General features: G+C 74.6%; 21 protein-coding genes and 1 pseudogene. 11 read left to right on the top strand and 11 right to left on the bottom strand.

The window, feature by feature from the left end:
* Positions 1–128: 128 nt before the first annotated feature.
* Positions 129–935 carry an RNA methyltransferase gene (locus DQ241_RS19090; RefSeq protein WP_233492565.1) on the bottom strand — a complete coding sequence of 269 codons (807 nt, stop codon included), beginning with the start codon at positions 933–935 and terminating at the stop codon, positions 129–131.
* 97 nt (positions 936–1032) lie between these two features.
* Here DQ241_RS19090 and DQ241_RS19095 point away from each other — a divergent pair, with 97 nt between their 5' ends.
* From DQ241_RS19095 to DQ241_RS19105, 3 genes are all read left to right on the top strand, one after another.
* A complete protein-coding gene (locus DQ241_RS19095) occupies positions 1033–1752 on the top strand; it encodes an ABC transporter ATP-binding protein (RefSeq protein ID WP_113831809.1) in 720 nt (239 codons plus the stop codon).
* Positions 1749–2540: an ABC transporter permease gene (locus DQ241_RS19100; RefSeq protein WP_199584750.1), complete on the top strand. Its 792-nt coding sequence runs from the start codon at positions 1749–1751 to the stop codon at positions 2538–2540. Before DQ241_RS19095 ends, DQ241_RS19100 begins: the two co-directional genes overlap by 4 nt.
* A gap of 68 nt (positions 2541–2608) precedes the next feature.
* Positions 2609–3160, top strand: a complete 552-nt coding sequence (locus DQ241_RS19105; protein WP_113831810.1) for a TetR family transcriptional regulator — start codon at positions 2609–2611, stop codon at positions 3158–3160.
* Here DQ241_RS19105 and DQ241_RS19110 read toward each other — a convergent pair.
* Positions 3157–3987: an acyl-CoA thioesterase II gene (locus tag DQ241_RS19110; protein ID WP_113831811.1), complete on the bottom strand. Its 831-nt coding sequence runs from the start codon at positions 3985–3987 to the stop codon at positions 3157–3159. The genes DQ241_RS19105 and DQ241_RS19110 overlap by 4 nt on opposite strands.
* Before the next feature lie 27 nt (positions 3988–4014).
* Between DQ241_RS19110 and DQ241_RS19115 the strand changes: the two genes are divergently transcribed.
* Complete coding sequence (locus DQ241_RS19115; protein ID WP_113831812.1) at positions 4015–4983, top strand: aldo/keto reductase; 969 nt, start codon at positions 4015–4017, stop codon at positions 4981–4983.
* A gap of 21 nt (positions 4984–5004) precedes the next feature.
* On the opposite strand, the gene thpR is transcribed toward DQ241_RS19115, so the two are convergent.
* From thpR to DQ241_RS19140, 5 genes are all read right to left on the bottom strand, one after another.
* Positions 5005–5607: an RNA 2',3'-cyclic phosphodiesterase gene (thpR, locus tag DQ241_RS19120; protein ID WP_113831914.1), complete on the bottom strand. Its 603-nt coding sequence runs from the start codon at positions 5605–5607 to the stop codon at positions 5005–5007.
* Positions 5604–5978 carry a hypothetical protein gene (locus DQ241_RS19125; protein WP_113831813.1) on the bottom strand — a complete coding sequence of 125 codons (375 nt, stop codon included), beginning with the start codon at positions 5976–5978 and terminating at the stop codon, positions 5604–5606. Before DQ241_RS19125 ends, thpR begins: the two co-directional genes overlap by 4 nt.
* A 66-nt stretch (positions 5979–6044) precedes the next feature.
* Entirely contained in the window at positions 6045–7433 is a 1389-nt protein-coding gene (locus DQ241_RS19130) for an MFS transporter (RefSeq protein WP_233492566.1), read from the bottom strand.
* Complete coding sequence (locus DQ241_RS19135) at positions 7430–7864, bottom strand: MarR family winged helix-turn-helix transcriptional regulator (protein ID WP_113831814.1); 435 nt, start codon at positions 7862–7864, stop codon at positions 7430–7432. Before DQ241_RS19135 ends, DQ241_RS19130 begins: the two co-directional genes overlap by 4 nt.
* A gap of 27 nt (positions 7865–7891) precedes the next feature.
* Entirely contained in the window at positions 7892–9388 is a 1497-nt protein-coding gene (locus DQ241_RS19140; protein WP_113831815.1) for an NCS2 family permease, read from the bottom strand.
* A gap of 116 nt (positions 9389–9504) precedes the next feature.
* Between DQ241_RS19140 and DQ241_RS19145 the strand changes: the two genes are divergently transcribed.
* Positions 9505–9726: a DUF2530 domain-containing protein gene (locus tag DQ241_RS19145; RefSeq protein ID WP_113831816.1), complete on the top strand. Its 222-nt coding sequence runs from the start codon at positions 9505–9507 to the stop codon at positions 9724–9726.
* On the opposite strand, the gene DQ241_RS19150 is transcribed toward DQ241_RS19145, so the two are convergent.
* Positions 9723–10550 carry a DUF3027 domain-containing protein gene (locus DQ241_RS19150; RefSeq protein WP_113831817.1) on the bottom strand — a complete coding sequence of 276 codons (828 nt, stop codon included), beginning with the start codon at positions 10548–10550 and terminating at the stop codon, positions 9723–9725. The genes DQ241_RS19145 and DQ241_RS19150 overlap by 4 nt on opposite strands.
* An 89-nt stretch (positions 10551–10639) precedes the next feature.
* On the opposite strand from DQ241_RS19150, the gene DQ241_RS19155 reads away from it, so the two are divergent.
* Both DQ241_RS19155 and DQ241_RS19160 read left to right on the top strand, forming a co-directional pair.
* Complete coding sequence (locus DQ241_RS19155) at positions 10640–12079, top strand: MFS transporter (protein WP_233492568.1); 1440 nt, start codon at positions 10640–10642, stop codon at positions 12077–12079.
* The gene (locus DQ241_RS19160; RefSeq protein ID WP_199584751.1) at positions 12076–12522 is read left to right on the top strand and encodes a DUF2771 family protein; all 447 of its coding nucleotides are present in this window, start codon (positions 12076–12078) and stop codon (positions 12520–12522) included. Before DQ241_RS19155 ends, DQ241_RS19160 begins: the two co-directional genes overlap by 4 nt.
* Before the next feature lie 219 nt (positions 12523–12741).
* Here DQ241_RS19160 and DQ241_RS21200 read toward each other — a convergent pair.
* Positions 12742–12927 (bottom strand): annotated as a pseudogene (locus tag DQ241_RS21200) (cold-shock protein); the annotation flags it as partial.
* Positions 12928–13066: 139 nt separating this feature from the next.
* Between DQ241_RS21200 and DQ241_RS19170 the strand changes: the two are divergent.
* Both DQ241_RS19170 and DQ241_RS19175 read left to right on the top strand, forming a co-directional pair.
* Positions 13067–13417 (top strand): YidH family protein, encoded by a 351-nt coding sequence (locus DQ241_RS19170; RefSeq protein ID WP_113831820.1) that lies wholly within the window; start codon positions 13067–13069, stop codon positions 13415–13417.
* Complete coding sequence (locus DQ241_RS19175) at positions 13414–13722, top strand: DUF202 domain-containing protein (RefSeq protein ID WP_113831821.1); 309 nt, start codon at positions 13414–13416, stop codon at positions 13720–13722. The genes DQ241_RS19170 and DQ241_RS19175 overlap by 4 nt, the downstream gene beginning before the upstream one ends.
* Here the strand turns inward: DQ241_RS19175 and DQ241_RS19180 are convergent.
* Entirely contained in the window at positions 13709–14281 is a 573-nt protein-coding gene (locus DQ241_RS19180; RefSeq protein ID WP_113831822.1) for a hypothetical protein, read from the bottom strand. The two genes, DQ241_RS19175 and DQ241_RS19180, sit on opposite strands and share 14 nt — an antisense overlap.
* Positions 14282–14351: 70 nt before the next feature.
* On the opposite strand from DQ241_RS19180, the gene DQ241_RS19185 reads away from it, so the two are divergent.
* Together DQ241_RS19185 and DQ241_RS19190 are read left to right on the top strand one after the other, a co-directional pair.
* Positions 14352–15119, top strand: a complete 768-nt coding sequence (locus DQ241_RS19185; RefSeq protein WP_113831823.1) for an endonuclease/exonuclease/phosphatase family protein — start codon at positions 14352–14354, stop codon at positions 15117–15119.
* Positions 15120–15171: 52 nt separating this feature from the next.
* Complete coding sequence (locus tag DQ241_RS19190; protein WP_113831824.1) at positions 15172–15492, top strand: hypothetical protein; 321 nt, start codon at positions 15172–15174, stop codon at positions 15490–15492.
* 18 nt (positions 15493–15510) lie between these two features.
* Here DQ241_RS19190 and DQ241_RS19195 read toward each other — a convergent pair whose 3' ends face one another.
* Entirely contained in the window at positions 15511–15885 is a 375-nt protein-coding gene (locus tag DQ241_RS19195; RefSeq protein ID WP_113831825.1) for a VOC family protein, read from the bottom strand.
* Positions 15886–15901: the final 16 nt, after the last annotated feature.

Here is a 15901-nt window from a genome sequence, read left to right on the forward strand (position 1 = left end):
GAGGACCTCCGGGTTCGTGCAGTGGTCGCCTTCAGCAGCTCCACTCCACGTCCGGAGGTCCTCCCCGAACAAGACCTACTCAGATCCCGTCGTCACAACTCCTCGACCAACGTCTCCGGTCAGTACAGCTAGCGGATCGTCGCGAACGCCACCGCGGCCGCGGCCGCGACGCCCAGGGAGTCCACCCCGGCCCGCATCGGGATCCGGGCACGCACCCGGGCGGCCCGCTGCGCCTCCGGCGTGAGGCCCGGCCCCTCGGCCCCGAGGAGCACCGCGGTGCGCGGGTGGGCGCGCGGATCGACGTCGGCCAGGTCGACGGCGTCGTCGGCGGGGGTGAGCGCCACGGTGAGGTAGCCGGCGTCGTGCAGCCGGTCCAGGCCTTCCGGCCAGTCGGGCAGGACGGCGAACGGCAGCGAGAGCACGTGCCCCATCGAGACCCGCACGGAGCGCCGGTACAGCGGATCGGCGCAGCGCGGGTCGAGCAGCAGGCCGTCGACGCCGAGCGCCACCGCGGAGCGCGCGATCGAGCCGAGGTTCTCGGCGTCGTTGAGCGCCTCGAGGACCGCCAGCCGCCGCGGCGCGGCGGGATCCGGGCCGGTGAGCAGCTCGTCGAGATCGGCGGGTGGGCGGCGGTCCGCCGAGGCGAGCACGCCCCGGGTCAGCCGGAACCCGATCACCTCCGAGAGCACCCACTTGTCCGCCTCGAAGGCGGCCACCCCCTCCGGCAGGTCGAGCGCGGCCACCCGCCCGGGCACGCCGAACACCGCACGCACGCGGTAGGGAGAGGCGAGCAGCCGCTCGACCGCGGGGACGCCCTCCACGATCACCGGCGCGGTGCCCTTCGGCGCCCCCTCCGGGCGGTCCCCCGCCTTGAGGTCGCGGAAGTCGGCCACCCGCGGGTCCTGCGGATCGGTGATGACGACGGGTGCGGGCACGACGTCGATCATGCCTGCCGGGCGGCGGACCGTTGACCGCCGGCCGGTAACTCATCTAGCGTTGAGTTCATCATCCGATGAGTTCCAGGGAGCCGAGATGGACGCCGTGGTGGTCCGGGACCTGGTGGTCGACCGAGGACGCAACCGGGTCCTGCACGGGCTCAGCTGCTCCGTGCCCGCGGGCCGCGTCACCGGCCTCCTCGGGCCGAGCGGGAGCGGCAAGAGCACGCTCATGCGGGCGGTGGTGGGCGTGCAGAAGGTGCGTTCGGGCGAGGTGACCGTGCTCGGGAGACCCGCCGGGACCCCGGCGCTGCGCAGCCGGGTCGGCTACGTGACGCAGGCACCGAGCGTGTACCCGGACCTCACCGTGCGCGAGAACGCCCGGTACTTCGCCGCGCTGCAGGGCCGCGGCGCCCGCGAGGCCGACACCGCCATCGCCGACGTCGGTCTCGCCGACGCCGCCGGCCAGCTCGTCGGGGACCTGTCCGGGGGGCAGGCGGGGCGCGCGTCGCTGGCCTGCGCCCTGGTCGGTGACCCGGAGCTGCTCGTGCTGGACGAGCCGACGGTCGGCCTCGACCCCGTGCTGCGCGTCGACCTCTGGGACCGGTTCGCCGCGCTGGCCGCGGCCGGCACGACGCTGATCGTCTCCAGCCACGTCATGGACGAGGCCGCCCGCTGCGACCGGCTGCTCCTGCTGCGCGACGGCGACCTCCTCGCGGACACCACACCGGCGCAGCTGCGCGCGGGCACCGGTACCGAGGACCTGGAGGAGGCCTTCCTCCGGCTGGTCCTGGAGCGGGAAGGAGCACGGGCATGACCACCGCCACCGCGGTCCGCACGCCGGGCGCGCTGAGCCCCCGGCTGACCGGGGCCACCGCCGGCCGCGTGCTGCGCCAGCTGCGGCACGACCACCGCACCATCGCCCTGATGCTGGTCGTCCCGAGTCTCCTGCTGGGCCTGCTCTACCTGCTGTGGGAGGACCTGCCGGCCCCGCCGGGTCAGCCCGGCCTCTTCGACCGGGTCGGGCTCACCATGCTGGGCATCTTCCCGTTCGTCGTCATGTTCCTCGTGACCAGCATCGCGATGCTCCGGGAGCGCACCACCGGGACCTTGGAGCGGCTGCTGACCACCCCGTTGTCGCGGCTGGACCTGCTGCTGGGGTACGGCACCGCGTTCGGGCTCGCGGCGGCGCTGCAGGCGCTGATCACGGTGACGGTGGCCAGCACGGTGTACGACCTCGACGTCGCCGGGGCGCTGGCCCTCGTGGTGCTCATCGCCGTCGTCGACGCCGTGCTCGGGGTGGCGCTCGGGCTGCTGGCCAGCGCCTTCGCGCGCAGCGAGTTCCAGGCGGTGCAGTTCATGCCGGTGGTCGTGCTCCCGCAGTTCTTCCTGTGCGGCCTGCTGGTGCCGCGCGAGCAGATGGCCGGCTGGCTGCAGGCGATCAGCGACGTCCTCCCCCTCACCTACGCGGTGGAGGCACTCCAGGAGGTGGGACGCTCGGCCGAGGCGACGGGCACCATGTGGGCTGACGTCGGCATCGTGGCCGGCGTGGCCGTGCTCGCCCTCGCCCTGGCGGCGGGCACCCTGCGGAGGAGGACGAGCTGAGCACTGCCGAACCGGCTCCCGCCCGGCGGTCGGGGCGGCGCCCCGGCAACCCGGGCACCCGCGAGGCCGTGCTGGCCGCCGCCCGTCAGCTGTTCGCCGACCGGGGGTTCGACGGCGCCACCATCCGGGGCATCGCCGCGGCCGCGGGCGTCGACCCCGCCCTGGTGCACCACTACTTCGGCAGCAAGGACAAGCTGTTCCTGGCCGCGATCGAGGCCCCGGCCGACCCCGGCGACCTGCTGCCCGAGGTGCTCGCCGGCGGCGAGGAGAACCTGGGCGAGAACATCGTCCGGCTGCTGCTGCGCGTGTGGGACGGGCCCATGCGGCCGGCGGCGCTCGCGCTGGTCCGCTCCGCCGTCGCGCACGAGTGGACGGCCAGGCTGCTGCGGGAGTTCCTGGTCTCGCAGATCCTGCGGCACGTCGTCGGCACGCTCGGCCTGCCCAGGGCGGAGCGGGAGGCGCGGGGTTCGCTGGCCGCCTCGCAGCTGATCGGCCTGGTGATGGCCCGGTACGTGCTGAAGGTCGAGCCGCTGGCCTCCGCGGCGCCCGAGTCGGTCGTGGCGGCCGTCGGTCCCACCGTCCAGCGCTACCTCACCGGCGACGTCGAGCTGCCCGCCTAGCGCTGCCGCGCCGCCCGGGCCAGCTGCCGGCTCTGCGCGACCAGGCGGCCGGTGGAGTCCCAGACCCGGTAGTCCTCGTCCACCCAGCCGCCGGCGATCTCGCTGGAGCGCGCCTCGACCAGGCACCAGCCCGGCGCGGGCAGCGCGCGCACCAGCACCTGCAGCTGGACGGTCGGCGCCCAGCCGGTGCGGCCGAGGGCGAACCCGGTGGGCGGGAGCACGTCGGCGAAGGTGAGCAGCGCCAGCGGGTCGGCCGGGCGGCCGTCGGCCAGCCGCACCCAGGCGCGCAGCACCGGCTCCTCCTGCGGCTGCCCCAGCGCCCACAGCGCGGTCGCCGGGTCGAGCCGGCTCTGCACGTGCCGGGTCAGGCCCGGCAGCTGCACGGGCACCGGCACCTTGTCGGCGTGCTCGGCCATGTCGATGCACTCGTCCGGGCCGGCCACCTCGGGCGCGGGCTCGGAGTACTCCGGCGCCTCGTCGCCGAGGGTGGCCGTCGTCGCCTGGACGGTGATGACCGGCCCGCCGTCGTCGGCGAGGGTGATCAGCGAGTGGGCGAGGGTCCGTCCCGCGGGCCCCGGGGTGACGGTGAGGGTGGCCGGTCCGCCCGAGGCAGCCCGCAGGTAGCTGGCCGACATCGCCACGGGGTGCTCGTGCGGGCTGTCCAGCACCGCCGCCCGCCCGGCCACCGACAGCAGGTACCCACCGTTGAGGATCCCGCCGCCGACCTCCCAGGTCGGGTCGAGGTCGGCGACCAGGACCGGTCCCTCGGCGCGGCGCACCGCGGTCGCGACGTCGAAGGCGGAGCTGGGCTGATCGTTCTGCGGCACGGCGACCAGGGTGCCAGGGTGATCCCCGTGGACTACACGCACCTCGGCCGCAGCGGCCTGTCGGTCTCCCGCCTGTGCCTGGGCACCATGAACTTCGGCTGGAAGACAGAGGAGGCCGACAGCCACGCGATCATGGACCGGGCGCTGGCCGAGGGGATCAACTTCTTCGACACCGCCAACGTCTACGGCTTCGAGGCGGGCAAGGGCCGGACCGAGGAGGTCCTCGGCAGCTGGTTCGCCCAGGGCGGGCAGCGCCGGGAGAAGACGGTGCTGGCCACCAAGGTCTACGGCGGGATGTCGGACTGGCCCAACGACACCTTCCTGTCCGCCCGCAACATCGTCCGGGCGTGCGAGGCGTCGCTGCGCCGGCTGGGCACCGACTGGATCGACCTCTACCAGTTCCACCACGTCGACCTGCGCACGCCGTGGGAGGAGATCTGGCAGGCCTGCGAGACGCTCGTCGCCCAGGGCAAGGTGCTGTACGTCGGCTCGTCGAACCACGCCGCCTGGCAGCTGGTCGCGGCCAACGCGGCGGCGGCCCGGCGGCACTTCCTCGGTCTGGTCAGCGAGCAGTCGCACTACAACCTGCTCACCCGGCACGTGGAGCTGGAGGTGCTGCCGGCCGCGCGGCACCTCGGGATCGGGGTGATCCCCTGGAGCCCGCTGGCGGGTGGCCTGCTCGCCGGCGCGCTGGAGAAGGCCGAGGGCGGGCGCCGCGGCGAGGAGCGCAACCGGAAGCGGATCGAGCAGCACCGCGCAGCGCTGGAGGCGTGGGAGGGGTTCTGCCGCGAGCTCGGGCAGCAGCCCGCCGACGTCGGCGTCGCCTGGCTGCTGCACCAGGCCGGCGTGACCGCGCCTATCGTCGGCCCGCGGACGATGGAGCAGCTCGAGGGCGGCCTCCGGGCGCTGGAGATCCGGCTGACCGACGACCAGCTGGCCCGCCTCGACGAGATCTTCCCGGGCTACCGGCCGGCGCCCGTGGAGTACGCCTGGTGACCCGGGCACAGGAGGCGATGCCTATGGTTTCCGCCCGGGTTCCGTAGGCATCGGTTCCTCTGCCCGAGGCACCAGGGGCCAGGCGGCGACCCGCTCGTAGCGGGACTCGGCGCCGAGCCGGCTCTCCCAGAGCCGCACCTCGTCGGCGACCCACCCCGGGCCCCGGTAGCCCGCCAGCCGGTCGGTCAGCGAGCCGTCCGCGGCCTGCCGCGGACGCCAGCGGCCGAGGGTCAGGTGCGGGCGGAACGGCCGGTCCTCCACGGGCAGCCCCAGCCCGCCGGCCACCACGCCGAGCCGCCGGGCCAGCTCGGTGAGCGGGACGACGTCGCCGTCCAGGCCCGCCCACGCCACCTGCGGGCGCCGGGCGGACCCGAACCGGCCGCCACTGGCCAGCCGGAGGCGCATCGGCGGCGTGGCCGCGACGGCGGGCGCCGCGGCCTCGACCAGCTCGGGCACGAGCGCCCGCGGCACCGCCGCGAGGAACAGCAACGTGAGGTGCCAGCGGTCCGGAGGGGTCCAGCGGGGCGCACCCGGCAGCGCGCGCAGCGGGTCGACCGCGGCGGCCAGGTGCGCACGCGCCTCCGCCGGTGGATCGACGGCGAAGAACAGCCGCGCGGTGCTCAGCCGCCCACCGCCAGCCCGGCCGCGGCCAGCGCGGCCACCAGCCGGTGCCGCTCGGCCTCGCGCCGCTTCCCCTCGGGGAGGCCGCGCAGCTCCTGCGGCACGTCCAGCATCTCCGCGGCCTCGCACAGCACGTCGTCGTAGGCGGCCTCCAGCGCGCGTCGCCGGGTCATGGGCGCTCCGGCCGGCACGCGGGCCAGCTGCCCGGCCAGCCGGCGGATGTCCGCGGCGACCAGCTGCAGCGGGCGGTGCGGCGGCCGCACGTGCCGCCGGGCACGGCGCTCGGCCAGCCAGCGCTCGGCGGGCAGGTAACCGACGACGACGGCGCAGAGCACCAGCAGGATCAGCAGCAGCTGGACGAGCGGGCCGGCCATGGCGAACTCCCGACGCTGGGCGTTGCGGCTGCGAGGCTACTCGCCGGCCGGCCGTCCGGCAGCCGGTCAGCGACCGGTCGCCTGGCTCCCGGGCGCCTGCGCCGCGACGGCCTCCTCCGCGGCCCGCAGGCCCGGTGCGGCGACCCCGCGCGGACCGACCCGCAGCCGTAGCCACGGCCTCCGGCGGGAGCCCTCCAGGCGCACCGACCGGCCCCGTGCGAGCACCGCCCCGGCGGCCACGCCCGCGACGACCACGACGGCGCCGCCCAGGATCAGGCCCCACGGCGCGCCCAGGTGCTCGGAGATCCAGCCGATCAGCGGGGCGCCGACGGGCGTGCCACCCATGAAGCACATGAAGTAGAGCGCCATCACGCGCCCGCGCATCTGCGGATCGGCGCCGAGCTGCACGAAGCTGTTGTTGGCGACGCTGAAGACCAGCGCCGCGGCGCCCGTGGGCACGAGCAGGACGGCGAACGCGGCGTACCCGGGCGCGAGCCCCGCCACGACGGTGAGCACGCCGAACACGACCGCCGACCCGATCAGGAAGCGCTGCCGCGGGCGCACGCTGCGGCGGGTGGACAGCAGGGCGCCGGTCAGCGAGCCGATCGCGAACGTCGTCGACAGCAGGCCGAAGGCCTCCGCGCCGAGGCCGAACTGCTCGCGGGCCATGAGCGCGATCGTCACCTGGTAGTTGAAGCCGAAGGTGCCGATCACGAAGGCCAGCACCATGGCCAGCCGCAGGTCGTGGTGCGCCCAGGTGTAGGCCAGCCCGGCCCGCAGCTGGCCCTTGGCGCGGGCGACGGGCGGGCTGGGGTGCAGCTGGTCGGCGCGCATCGAGGCCAGGGCGACGATGGTGAACGCGAAGCTCGCCGCGTTGACGAAGAACGCCGGCGCGGTGTCGCCCGAGGCCCAGCCGATGAGCAGCCCGGCCACCGAGGGCCCGACCAGGCGGGCGCCGTTGAAGATCGTGGAGTTCAGGCTCACCGCGTTGGTGAGCAGCTCGGGCCCGACCATCTCCGAGACGAACGCCTGGCGCACCGGCGCGTCGATCGCCGAGACCGCGCCGAGGCCGCCGGCCAGGACGAAGACGTGCCACAGGTCGACGGCGTCGGTGGCGACGAGCAGCCCGAGCAGCAGCGCCAGGAGGCCCATCAGCACCTGGGTGCCGATCAGCAGCCGGCGCTTGGGGTAGCGGTCGGCGAGCACCCCGCCGTACATGCTGAGGAACAGGGTGGGGCCGAACTGCAGCGCGGTGATCAGCCCGAGGGCGATCCCGCTGTCGTCGGAGAGCTGGAGCACCAGCCAGTCCTGGCCGATGCGCTGCATCCACGTACCGGTGAGGCTGACCAGGTTCGCCGAGGCGTAGCGCCGGAAGTTGGGCACCCGCAGCGAGCGGAACATGCCCCCGCCGCGCCGGCGCCCCTCCGTGTCCTGGTCAGCGCTCGAGGAGGTCACCCACTGGCCAGCTTGTCCATGATCTCGGCCGCCTCGCGCAGCACCGCCCGCTCCTCGGCCGAGAGCTCCTGCAGCCGGCCGGACAGCCACGCCTCCCGCGCCTGCGCCTCGGCGTTGAGCAGCTCGTCGGCCGCCGGGGTGAGGTCGATGACGACCTGCCGGCCGTCGGTCGGGTGCGGGGTGCGGGTGACCAGGCCCATGCCCTCGAGCGCGACGACGACCCGGGTCATCGACGGCGGCTGCACCCGCTCGTGGCCCGCCAGCTCGCCCGGGCTCATCGGACCGTGCCGCTTGAGCGTCGAGAGCGCCGCCAGGTGGGTCAGCGTCACCGAGGTGTCGACGCGCTGGTTGCGCAGCCGCCGCGAGAAGCGCATGACCGCCAGGCGCAGGTCGTGCGCGAGCGCGGCGGTGTCCAGCGTCGTCCGGCTCACAGTCTTTAGCCTATCTCAGTAGTTCGCTCAGAACAGCTGCTGCAGCGGCTCGAGGGCGAAGTAGACGAGGAACAGCACCGCGATGACCCACATGAGCGGGTGCACGTCGCGACGCCGGCCGGTGGCCGTCCGCAGCAGGACGTAGGTGATGACGCCGGCGCCGATGCCGTTGGTGATCGAGTAGGTGAACGGCATCAGGGCGATCGTGAGGAAGGCCGGGATGACCAGGGACATGTCGTCCCAGGCCAGGTGCCGGATCTGGGTGACCATCAGCGCGCCGACGATGACCAGCGCGGGCGCGGCGGCCTCCGAGGGCACCATCTCGACCAGCGGCGTGAACAGCATGGCCACGAGGAACAGCACACCGGTGACGACGCTGGCGAAGCCGGTGCGGGCGCCGTCGGCGACACCGGCCGTGCTCTCGATGTAGGTGGTGTTCGACGAGACGCTGCCCGCGCCACCGGCGGCTGCGGCGATCGAGTCGACCAGCAGCACCGGCTGCGACTTGGGCAGGTTGCCCTTCTCGTCCAGCATGTCGCCCTCGGCCCCGACCGCGGTCACGGTGCCGACCGTGTCGAAGAAGTCGGCGATCATGATCGAGAAGACGATGAGCAGCGCGGCGATGATGCCGATCCGCTCGAAGCCGCCGAACAGGGAGAAGTTGCCGATCAGCGAGAGATCGGGGCTGCTCACGACGTCGTCCGGCAGCTCGGGCACCTGCAGCGCCCAGCCGCGGTCGTTGACCGAGCCGTCGGCGCCGAACTTCGGGCCGATGTCGGCGATCGCCTCGACGACGATCGCCAGCACCGTGGTCGCCACGATGCCGATGAGCAGCGCGCCCCTGACCTTGCGCACCACGAGGACGGCCATGAGCAGCAGGCCGACGACGAAGACCAGCAGCGGCCAGCCGGCGAGCTGCCCGCCGACACCGAAGCTGATCAGGGGGTTGCCCGGGCGGATGACCCCGGCGTCGGCCAGGCCGATGATCGTGAGGAAGAAGCCGATGCCGACGGCGATCGCGGTCTTCAGCTGCGGCGGGATGGCCTCGAACACCGCCCGCCGGAAGCCGGTGAGCACCAGCACGGTGATGAGCAGGCCCTCGAGCACGACCAGGCCCATGATCTCGGGCCAGGACAGCTGGGTGGAGGCGTAGACGGCGACGATCGCGTTGATGCCCAGCCCGGTCGCCAGCGCGAAGGGGTACCGGCCGACGACCCCCATGAGGATCGTCATCACGCCGGCGATGAGCGCGGTGACCGCGGCGACCGAGGCGAACGGCAGCTCGTTCCCGCTGATGTCCGCGCCGGTCAGGATGATCGGGTTGAGCACCACGATGTAGGCCATCGTGAAGAAGGTCGTGAACCCGCCGCGCACCTCGCGGGTGACGGTGGACCGCCGGGCGCTGATCTCGAAGTAGCGGTCGAGACCGTTCCTCGGCCGGACGCGGGGGCCCTCGCTGCGGCGCGGCGCGGTGGCCTGCTCCGTGGCGGACAAGCCCTGGTTCGGGCGGGACGGATCGGACATCGAGGACTCCCGGGCATCGGCTGACGAGCGGCGACAGCGTGCCACATGATCGTTCATGCACCCGTGCGGGCGAACCCGTTCCCGGTCACGGTGCGGTCTCGACCTAGAGTCGCAGCGTGGCCCGACCGACCAAGCAGGCTCCCCCGCCGCTGCGCGTGGACACCGCCCGCGTCGTCCTCGCCGGCATCGCGCTGTGGGCGGTCGCCCTGGTCGTCGTGCTGCTCCTGGGCGACCGCGTCGACCGGCTCTGGACCTGGACCTGCCTGGCCGCGATCGGCCTGGCCCTCCTGGGCCTGGGCATCATGCGCTGGCAGGGCCAGCTCGGCCGCAAGGACTAGTCGGTCAGGACGTCGAACGCCCCGGTGTCGTAGCGCGCCGAGTTGACCACCTCGGTGGGCTCGGTGACGACGAGCGTGGCCTGGCTGTGCGCCCCGCAGCCGTAGTCGGCGGTGACGACCCGGCCGTCGGCCGGGGCGTAGACGTTGCCGCAGGCGCCGATCCGCTGGCGCAGCGAGCCGGCCAGCGGCAGCCAGAACCCGCAGGTGGCGCACGGCCCCGGGGCGGAGCGGGCCATGGCCGACCCGGGCCCGAAGTCACCGGCGTTCCAGCGGGCGACCGCCTCGGCGCGGCCCTCGGCGGACATCACCCGCTCGCGGCCCAGGCCGAGCTCCTCGGCGACGACCCGGCCCTCGGGGTCGTCGGCGGAGTCGTCGGACGCCGTCCAGGTGGGGACCAGCCGGGGGTCGTCCTCCGTGGAGGGCAGCACGTCGCCGACGGAGAGGTCGCCGGGGCGGAGCCGCTCGTGCCAGGGCACCCAGGCCGGCGCCAGCAGCGCCGAGTCACCGGGCAGCAGCACGACCTCGTCGACGGTCACGGTGTCCTCGCCGGGCACGCCGGCGACCGTCACCGCCCAGTGCCACCCGACGTAGCCGGGCAGCCGGCTGGCGAAGGTGTGGGTGACGACGGAGCCGAGCGCCTCGGCCGGGACGTCGTCGGCGGTCGGCCGGAACACCTCGGGGGACGCCCCGAGGTGCTCGCCCACCAGGTCCGGGTCGCCGGCGGTCTCCACGGCGGCGGCGCGTGCCTGCTCGACCGCCCCGGCGAGCGGGCCGGAGGCAGCGGACCGGGAGGAGGAGGCGTGGGCATCGGGCACGTCCCCCATCATCCCTGAGGGGGGCCGGCGGTGGTGGGGCGGATCCCCCGGGCGAGGCAACGGACCGTCCTCCCAGGTGGGTGCGGCACCATGGGGAGGTGCCCGCCTCCCGCCACCCCGGGCCGATCCCGCCGGACCGGGCCGACACGACGCCGCTGACCCGGCCGTCGACGGCGCCGCTGCCGCAGGCACCGGGGAAGGTCACGGTCACCCGCGTCGCCGTCGCCCGGACGCGGCAGCTCAGCCGGGCCGCCGCCCGCCGGGTGCAGGCGGCCAGCCGGGCGGACGGGGCCGAGGCCACCGGGCTCACCCAGCTGCTGTGGGTCAACGCCCTGCACATGGCCGGCGACGCGATGATCGCCGTCTCGCTGGCGGGCACCCTGTTCTTCGCGGCCACGACCGACGCCCAGCGCGGCAACGTCGCCCTCTACCTGCTGGTGACCATGGCGCCGTTCGCGGTGCTGGCGCCGGTCATCGGGCCGCTGCTCGACAAGCTGCAGCGCGGCCGCCGGTGGGCCCTGGGCGCCAGCTCGCTGGGTCGCGCGGCGCTGGCGCTGGTCATGGCGACGCACTTCGACGACCTGCTGCTCTACCCCGCGGCGCTCGGGGTCCTGGTGCTCTCCAAGGCGCACAACGTGCTGCGCGCCGCCGTCGTCCCGCGGGTGCTGCCGGCGGCCATGTCACTCACCTCGGCCAACGCGCGGCTGTCGGTGTTCGGGCTGGCCACCTCCGGTGCGGCGGGGGCGGTGGCCGCCGGTGTCGCGTGGGCGCTCGGCTTCGCCCCGGAGCTGTGGCTGACCGCCGCGGTGTTCACCGTCGCCGGGGTGCTGGCCGTCCGGCTGCCCCGGCACGTCGACGTCCCCGCGGGTGAGCTGCCGGCCGACGTGCTGCGCACCGCCGAGATCCCCGTGCCCGGGCGCCGCCGGACCCGGGTCAGCCCGCACGTGGTGCTGGCGCTGCGGGCCAGCGCGGCGCTGCGCGGGCTGACCGGCTTCCTCACCATCTTCCTGGCGTTCCTCGTCCAGGCGACGTACACCGGCGGGTGGGAGGCGACGCTCGCCCTGGGCACGGTCGCCGCCGCGGCCGGGGTGGGCAGCTTCGCCGGGACCGCGGCCGGTTCCCGCCTGCAGACCGCGGCGCCGGACCGCGTGGTGCTGCTCTCCGCGACCACCGCCGCGGCCGTCACGGTGCTGGCCGCGGTGTTCTACAGCTTCGCCATGGCGGCCGTGGTGGCGCTCGTCGCCGCGATCACCAACGCGCTGGGCAAGGTGGCGCTCGACGCGATCATCCAGCGCGAGGTGCCCGAGCGGCTGCGCGCCTCGGCGTTCGCCCGCTCCGAGACCGTGCTGCAGCTGGCCTGGGTCGCCGGCGGCGGCCTCGGCATCGCCCTGCCCACCACGGGCTGGATCGGCTTCACCGTCGCCGCGGCGCTGCTGGTGCTCGCCGTCGGCCTGGTGGTGTGGAGCCTGGTGGCCGGCCGCCCCTCCCCCGCGCCGGTCCGACCGGACGCCCCGACGACACCCATGGGAACGCAGTGAACCTCCGTCGCACCACCGCCCTCCTGCCCGCCGTGGCCCTGCTGCTGGCCGGCTGCTCGAGCGAGGAGGGACCCGGCGAGGTGCGGGTGCAGGTCGGCGGGCAGGACGTGAACGCCCGCGCCGTCCAGGGCTGCGAGGACGGCGAGGAGGTGCGCTACGACAGCACGCCGCCGGTCGTCGAGGTCTCCCCCGACGCGGAGATCACGCTGACCGTGCCCGACTCGGTCGCCGACCGCGGCTGGGGCGTGCAGGTCTTCGACGACCAGCTCCAGGAGAAGCTCGGCACGGTCGAGGTCCCCGAGGGAGAGGGGCGGTTCAGCGGGATCAACAGCTCCGACGTCGTCCCGCCGGCCTTCTACCTCCTGGTCGTCGAGGACAAGGGCGGCGACTGCGGCGTGTGGTCGCGGGCCTGGCCGATCGGCTTCATCCGCGCCGGCGGCTGAGCCCCGGCGTCAGGCCTCGAGGTCGGCGGCCACGGCGCGCAGCACCGAGGCGACCTTGCGGGACTCCGCGCGGTCGGGGTGCCGGCCGTGGCGCAGGCCCTCGCCGACGTCGTCGAGCAGCTTGATGAGGTCCTCGATGATCGGGACCAGCTCGTCGGGCTTCTTGCGGGTCGCCGCGCGCGCGGCCGCCGAGACCGAGGGCAGCGGGTCGAGGATCCGCACCTGCAGCGCCTGGTCACCGCGCCGGCCGGCGACGATGCCGAACTCCACCCGCTGGCCGGGCTTCAGCTCCGAGGTGCCGGCGGGCAGTGCGTCCTTGTGCACGAAGACGTCGGGACCGTCCTCGCGGGCGAGGAAGCCGAAACCCTTCTCCGGGTTGAACCACTTGACCTTGCCGGTGGGCACGTTGGATCCCTCAGTTCCTCGCTGTGGTGCGGCTGGCAGCCGGGACGACGGCGGCTCGGTGCCGCTCGGCGTCAAGGTTAGCCGCCGCCCGCGCCCACCCGGACCTGCCTTTTTCCCGCACCGCCCGGACACTGGCCCGGTGCCCGCTCCCGACAGCCACCCCGACTACCGGTTCACCCTCGCCAACGAGCGGACGCTGCTGGCCTGGCTGCGCACCGCGCTCGCGCTGGTCGCCGGCGGCGTCGCGGTGGCCACCTACGCCCCCGATCTGGGTGCCCGCTGGGGCAGCGCGGCGGTGGCCCTGGCCCTGGTGCTGCTCGGCCTCGGGGTGGCGCTGGCCGGCTACCGGCGCTGGCGGGCCAACGAGGCGGCGATCGAGGACGGCCGCCGGCTGCCGGCCAGCTGGCTCGCGCCGGCGATCAGCGCCGCCGTCGCCGCGGTGGTCGTGGTGGTCGCCGTCCTGGTCGGCGTCGAGCTGGTCCAGCGGTGAGCGAGGTCGAGACCCAGCCCGAGCGCACGGCGCTGGCCTGGCAGCGCACCGGGCTGGGCGTGCTCGCCGTCGCCGGGCTGCTCGGTCACCGTGCGGTCGAGGACCGGTCGGCCGTCGTGCTGGTGCTCGCGGGCGCCGTCGCGCTGCTGGGGCTGGCCGTGCTCGGCGGGCTGGCGCCGCGGCGCTACCGCCGGCTGGAGGACCGCCGCGGGCGCGTCGCCGAGCCGCGGCTCGTCGCCGCCGTCACGGCCGTGGTCGCCCTCGTCGCGCTGGTCGCCGCGGCCGCCGTCCTCACGCGGGGCTGAACCGCTCCACGATGCCGAGCCGGCCGAGCAGCTGCAGGAAGACGACGGCGAAGTCGTTGCCCGCCACCTGCCGCTCCACCACCGCCCAGTCGACCTGCTCCCGCAGCGCCCGGGCGACCGGCAGCATCCGGGAGAAATCGCAGTAGTGCTCGTCGAGGGCCATCAGCTTGGTGACGACGACGTCGGTGGCCGCGAGCACCGGCATCTGCACCGACAGCACGGGCAGCACCTCGGCGCGGTCGACCAGGTCGGACTCGACCGGGACGCCGCACGTGCGCCAGAGGACGTCGACGAACACGTCGTCGCGCACCACCTTGAGCAGCCAGTCCTCCGCGGGGTCGAGGACCTGCAGGCCGGCGTCGGCCAGCGCCTTGGCCGCCCGCTCGGACTCGGCCGCGGGCACGAGGAAGTCGGCGTCGTGGTCCGGTTCGGGTGCACCGCGCACCCAGGCGGCGTAGCCACCGCAGAGGGCGAACGGCACCCCGGCCTCCTTGAGCGCCACGGCGGTGCGCTTGAGCAGGTCGCGGACGTTCTCACGGAGGTCGTCAGACGGCGGCACGAGCTGCTGCTACCCGCATCGGGCGGGATACGCACCGTGTATCCCGCGGCCGAGCGGCTATGGAGGGCCCGTGCGCATCGCGACCTTCAACATCCTGCACGGGCGCTCGCTGGACGACGGCTCGGTCGACGTCGACCGGCTCGCCGCCGCCGTCAAGGACCTCGACGCCGACGTCCTGGGGCTGCAGGAGGTGGACCGGGACCAGCCGCGGTCGATGAACGCGGACCTGACCGCCGTCGCGGCCGAGGCGATGGGCGCGGTCGACTCGCAGTTCGTCGCCGCCCTCTCCGGGACGCCCGGGGGCACCTGGATGGCCGCGACCGGGGACGAGCAGCCCGGTTCGGCGAGCTACGGCATCGCGCTGCTGTCCCGCTGGCCGGTGGTCTCCTGGCGGGTGGTCCGGCTGCCGGCGATGCGGGCCAGCGTGCCGCTGTGGTCGCAGCAGACCAACCGCCCCTTCCTCGCGCGCGACGAGCCACGGGTCGCGGTGGCCGCGGTCGTCGACGGCCCGCTCGGCCGGTTCACCGTCTGCAACACCCACCTGTCGTTCATCCCCGGGTGGAACAAGCGGCAGCTGCGCCAGCTGGTGCGCGCGGTCGACGGCTCCCCCGAGCCGCTGGTGCTCATCGGGGACCTGAACATGCAGCGCGGACCGGCCACGCGGCACAGCGGGCTGCAGTCGATCGCGTCGGCGCCCACGTTCCCGACCGGGCGGCCGATGCGCCAGCTCGACCACGTGCTGGTCCGCGGGCCGCTGCGGGCGTCCGGTCCCGCGCAGGCGGTGCAGCTGCCGCTGAGCGACCACCGGGCGCTCGTGGTGGCGTGCGAGAGCGCCTGAGCCGAACCCGCGACGGGTCGCGGCGCCGGGTCGTCCCGGGCATGATCACGCCATGGCCAGCGCCGGTGCGACCCGCCTGTTCACCCTGCTCGCCACCGTCGTGCGCGTGGTCGCGTCGGTGATCGGCGGGCTGATCGTCGCGCACGCCGTGTTCGTGCTCTTCGAGGCCAACCCGGCCAACGCCCTGGTCGAGTTCACGGCGAGCGTCCGCGACACCTTCGGCTGGTTCACCGAGGACCTGTTCCAGCCGTCGGACCCGAAGATCGGCGAGGCGATCAACGACGGGCTGGCCGCGCTGATCTGGGTCGTCGTCGGCAGCTTCGTGTCGAAGCTGATCGTGCGGCTGGCGCCCACCTCCAGCGCCAGGGCCTGACCACTCCCCCTGCGGGCGTCACCTGCCGGTGACCCAGCACAGGCAGAACGGGTGCCCCGCGGGATCGGCGTAGACCTCGAACGCGTCGGCCGAGACCCCGTCGTCGGCCGAGGCGAGCACCGTCGCGCCCAGCGCGGTGACGGTGGCCCGAGCCTCCTCGATGTCCGGGACCCACAGGTCGAGGTGGATCTGCTGCGGTGGCTGCCCGTCCGGCCACACGGGCGGGACGTGGTCCGGCGCGAGCTGGACGCCGACGCTCGGCCTGCCGTCGACCAGCACCATGTGCCAGTCGTCCTCGGCGTCGACCGTGCCGCCCAGCACGCCTGCCCAGAAGCGGCTCTCCGTGTCCAGGTCGGCGGCGTCGAAGACGACGACGCGGTGATCGATCCTCACGGCGGACATCCTGGCA

This window comes from Blastococcus sp. TF02A-30 (assembly GCF_003319185.1).
Taxonomy (GTDB): Bacteria; Actinomycetota; Actinomycetes; order Mycobacteriales; family Geodermatophilaceae; genus Blastococcus.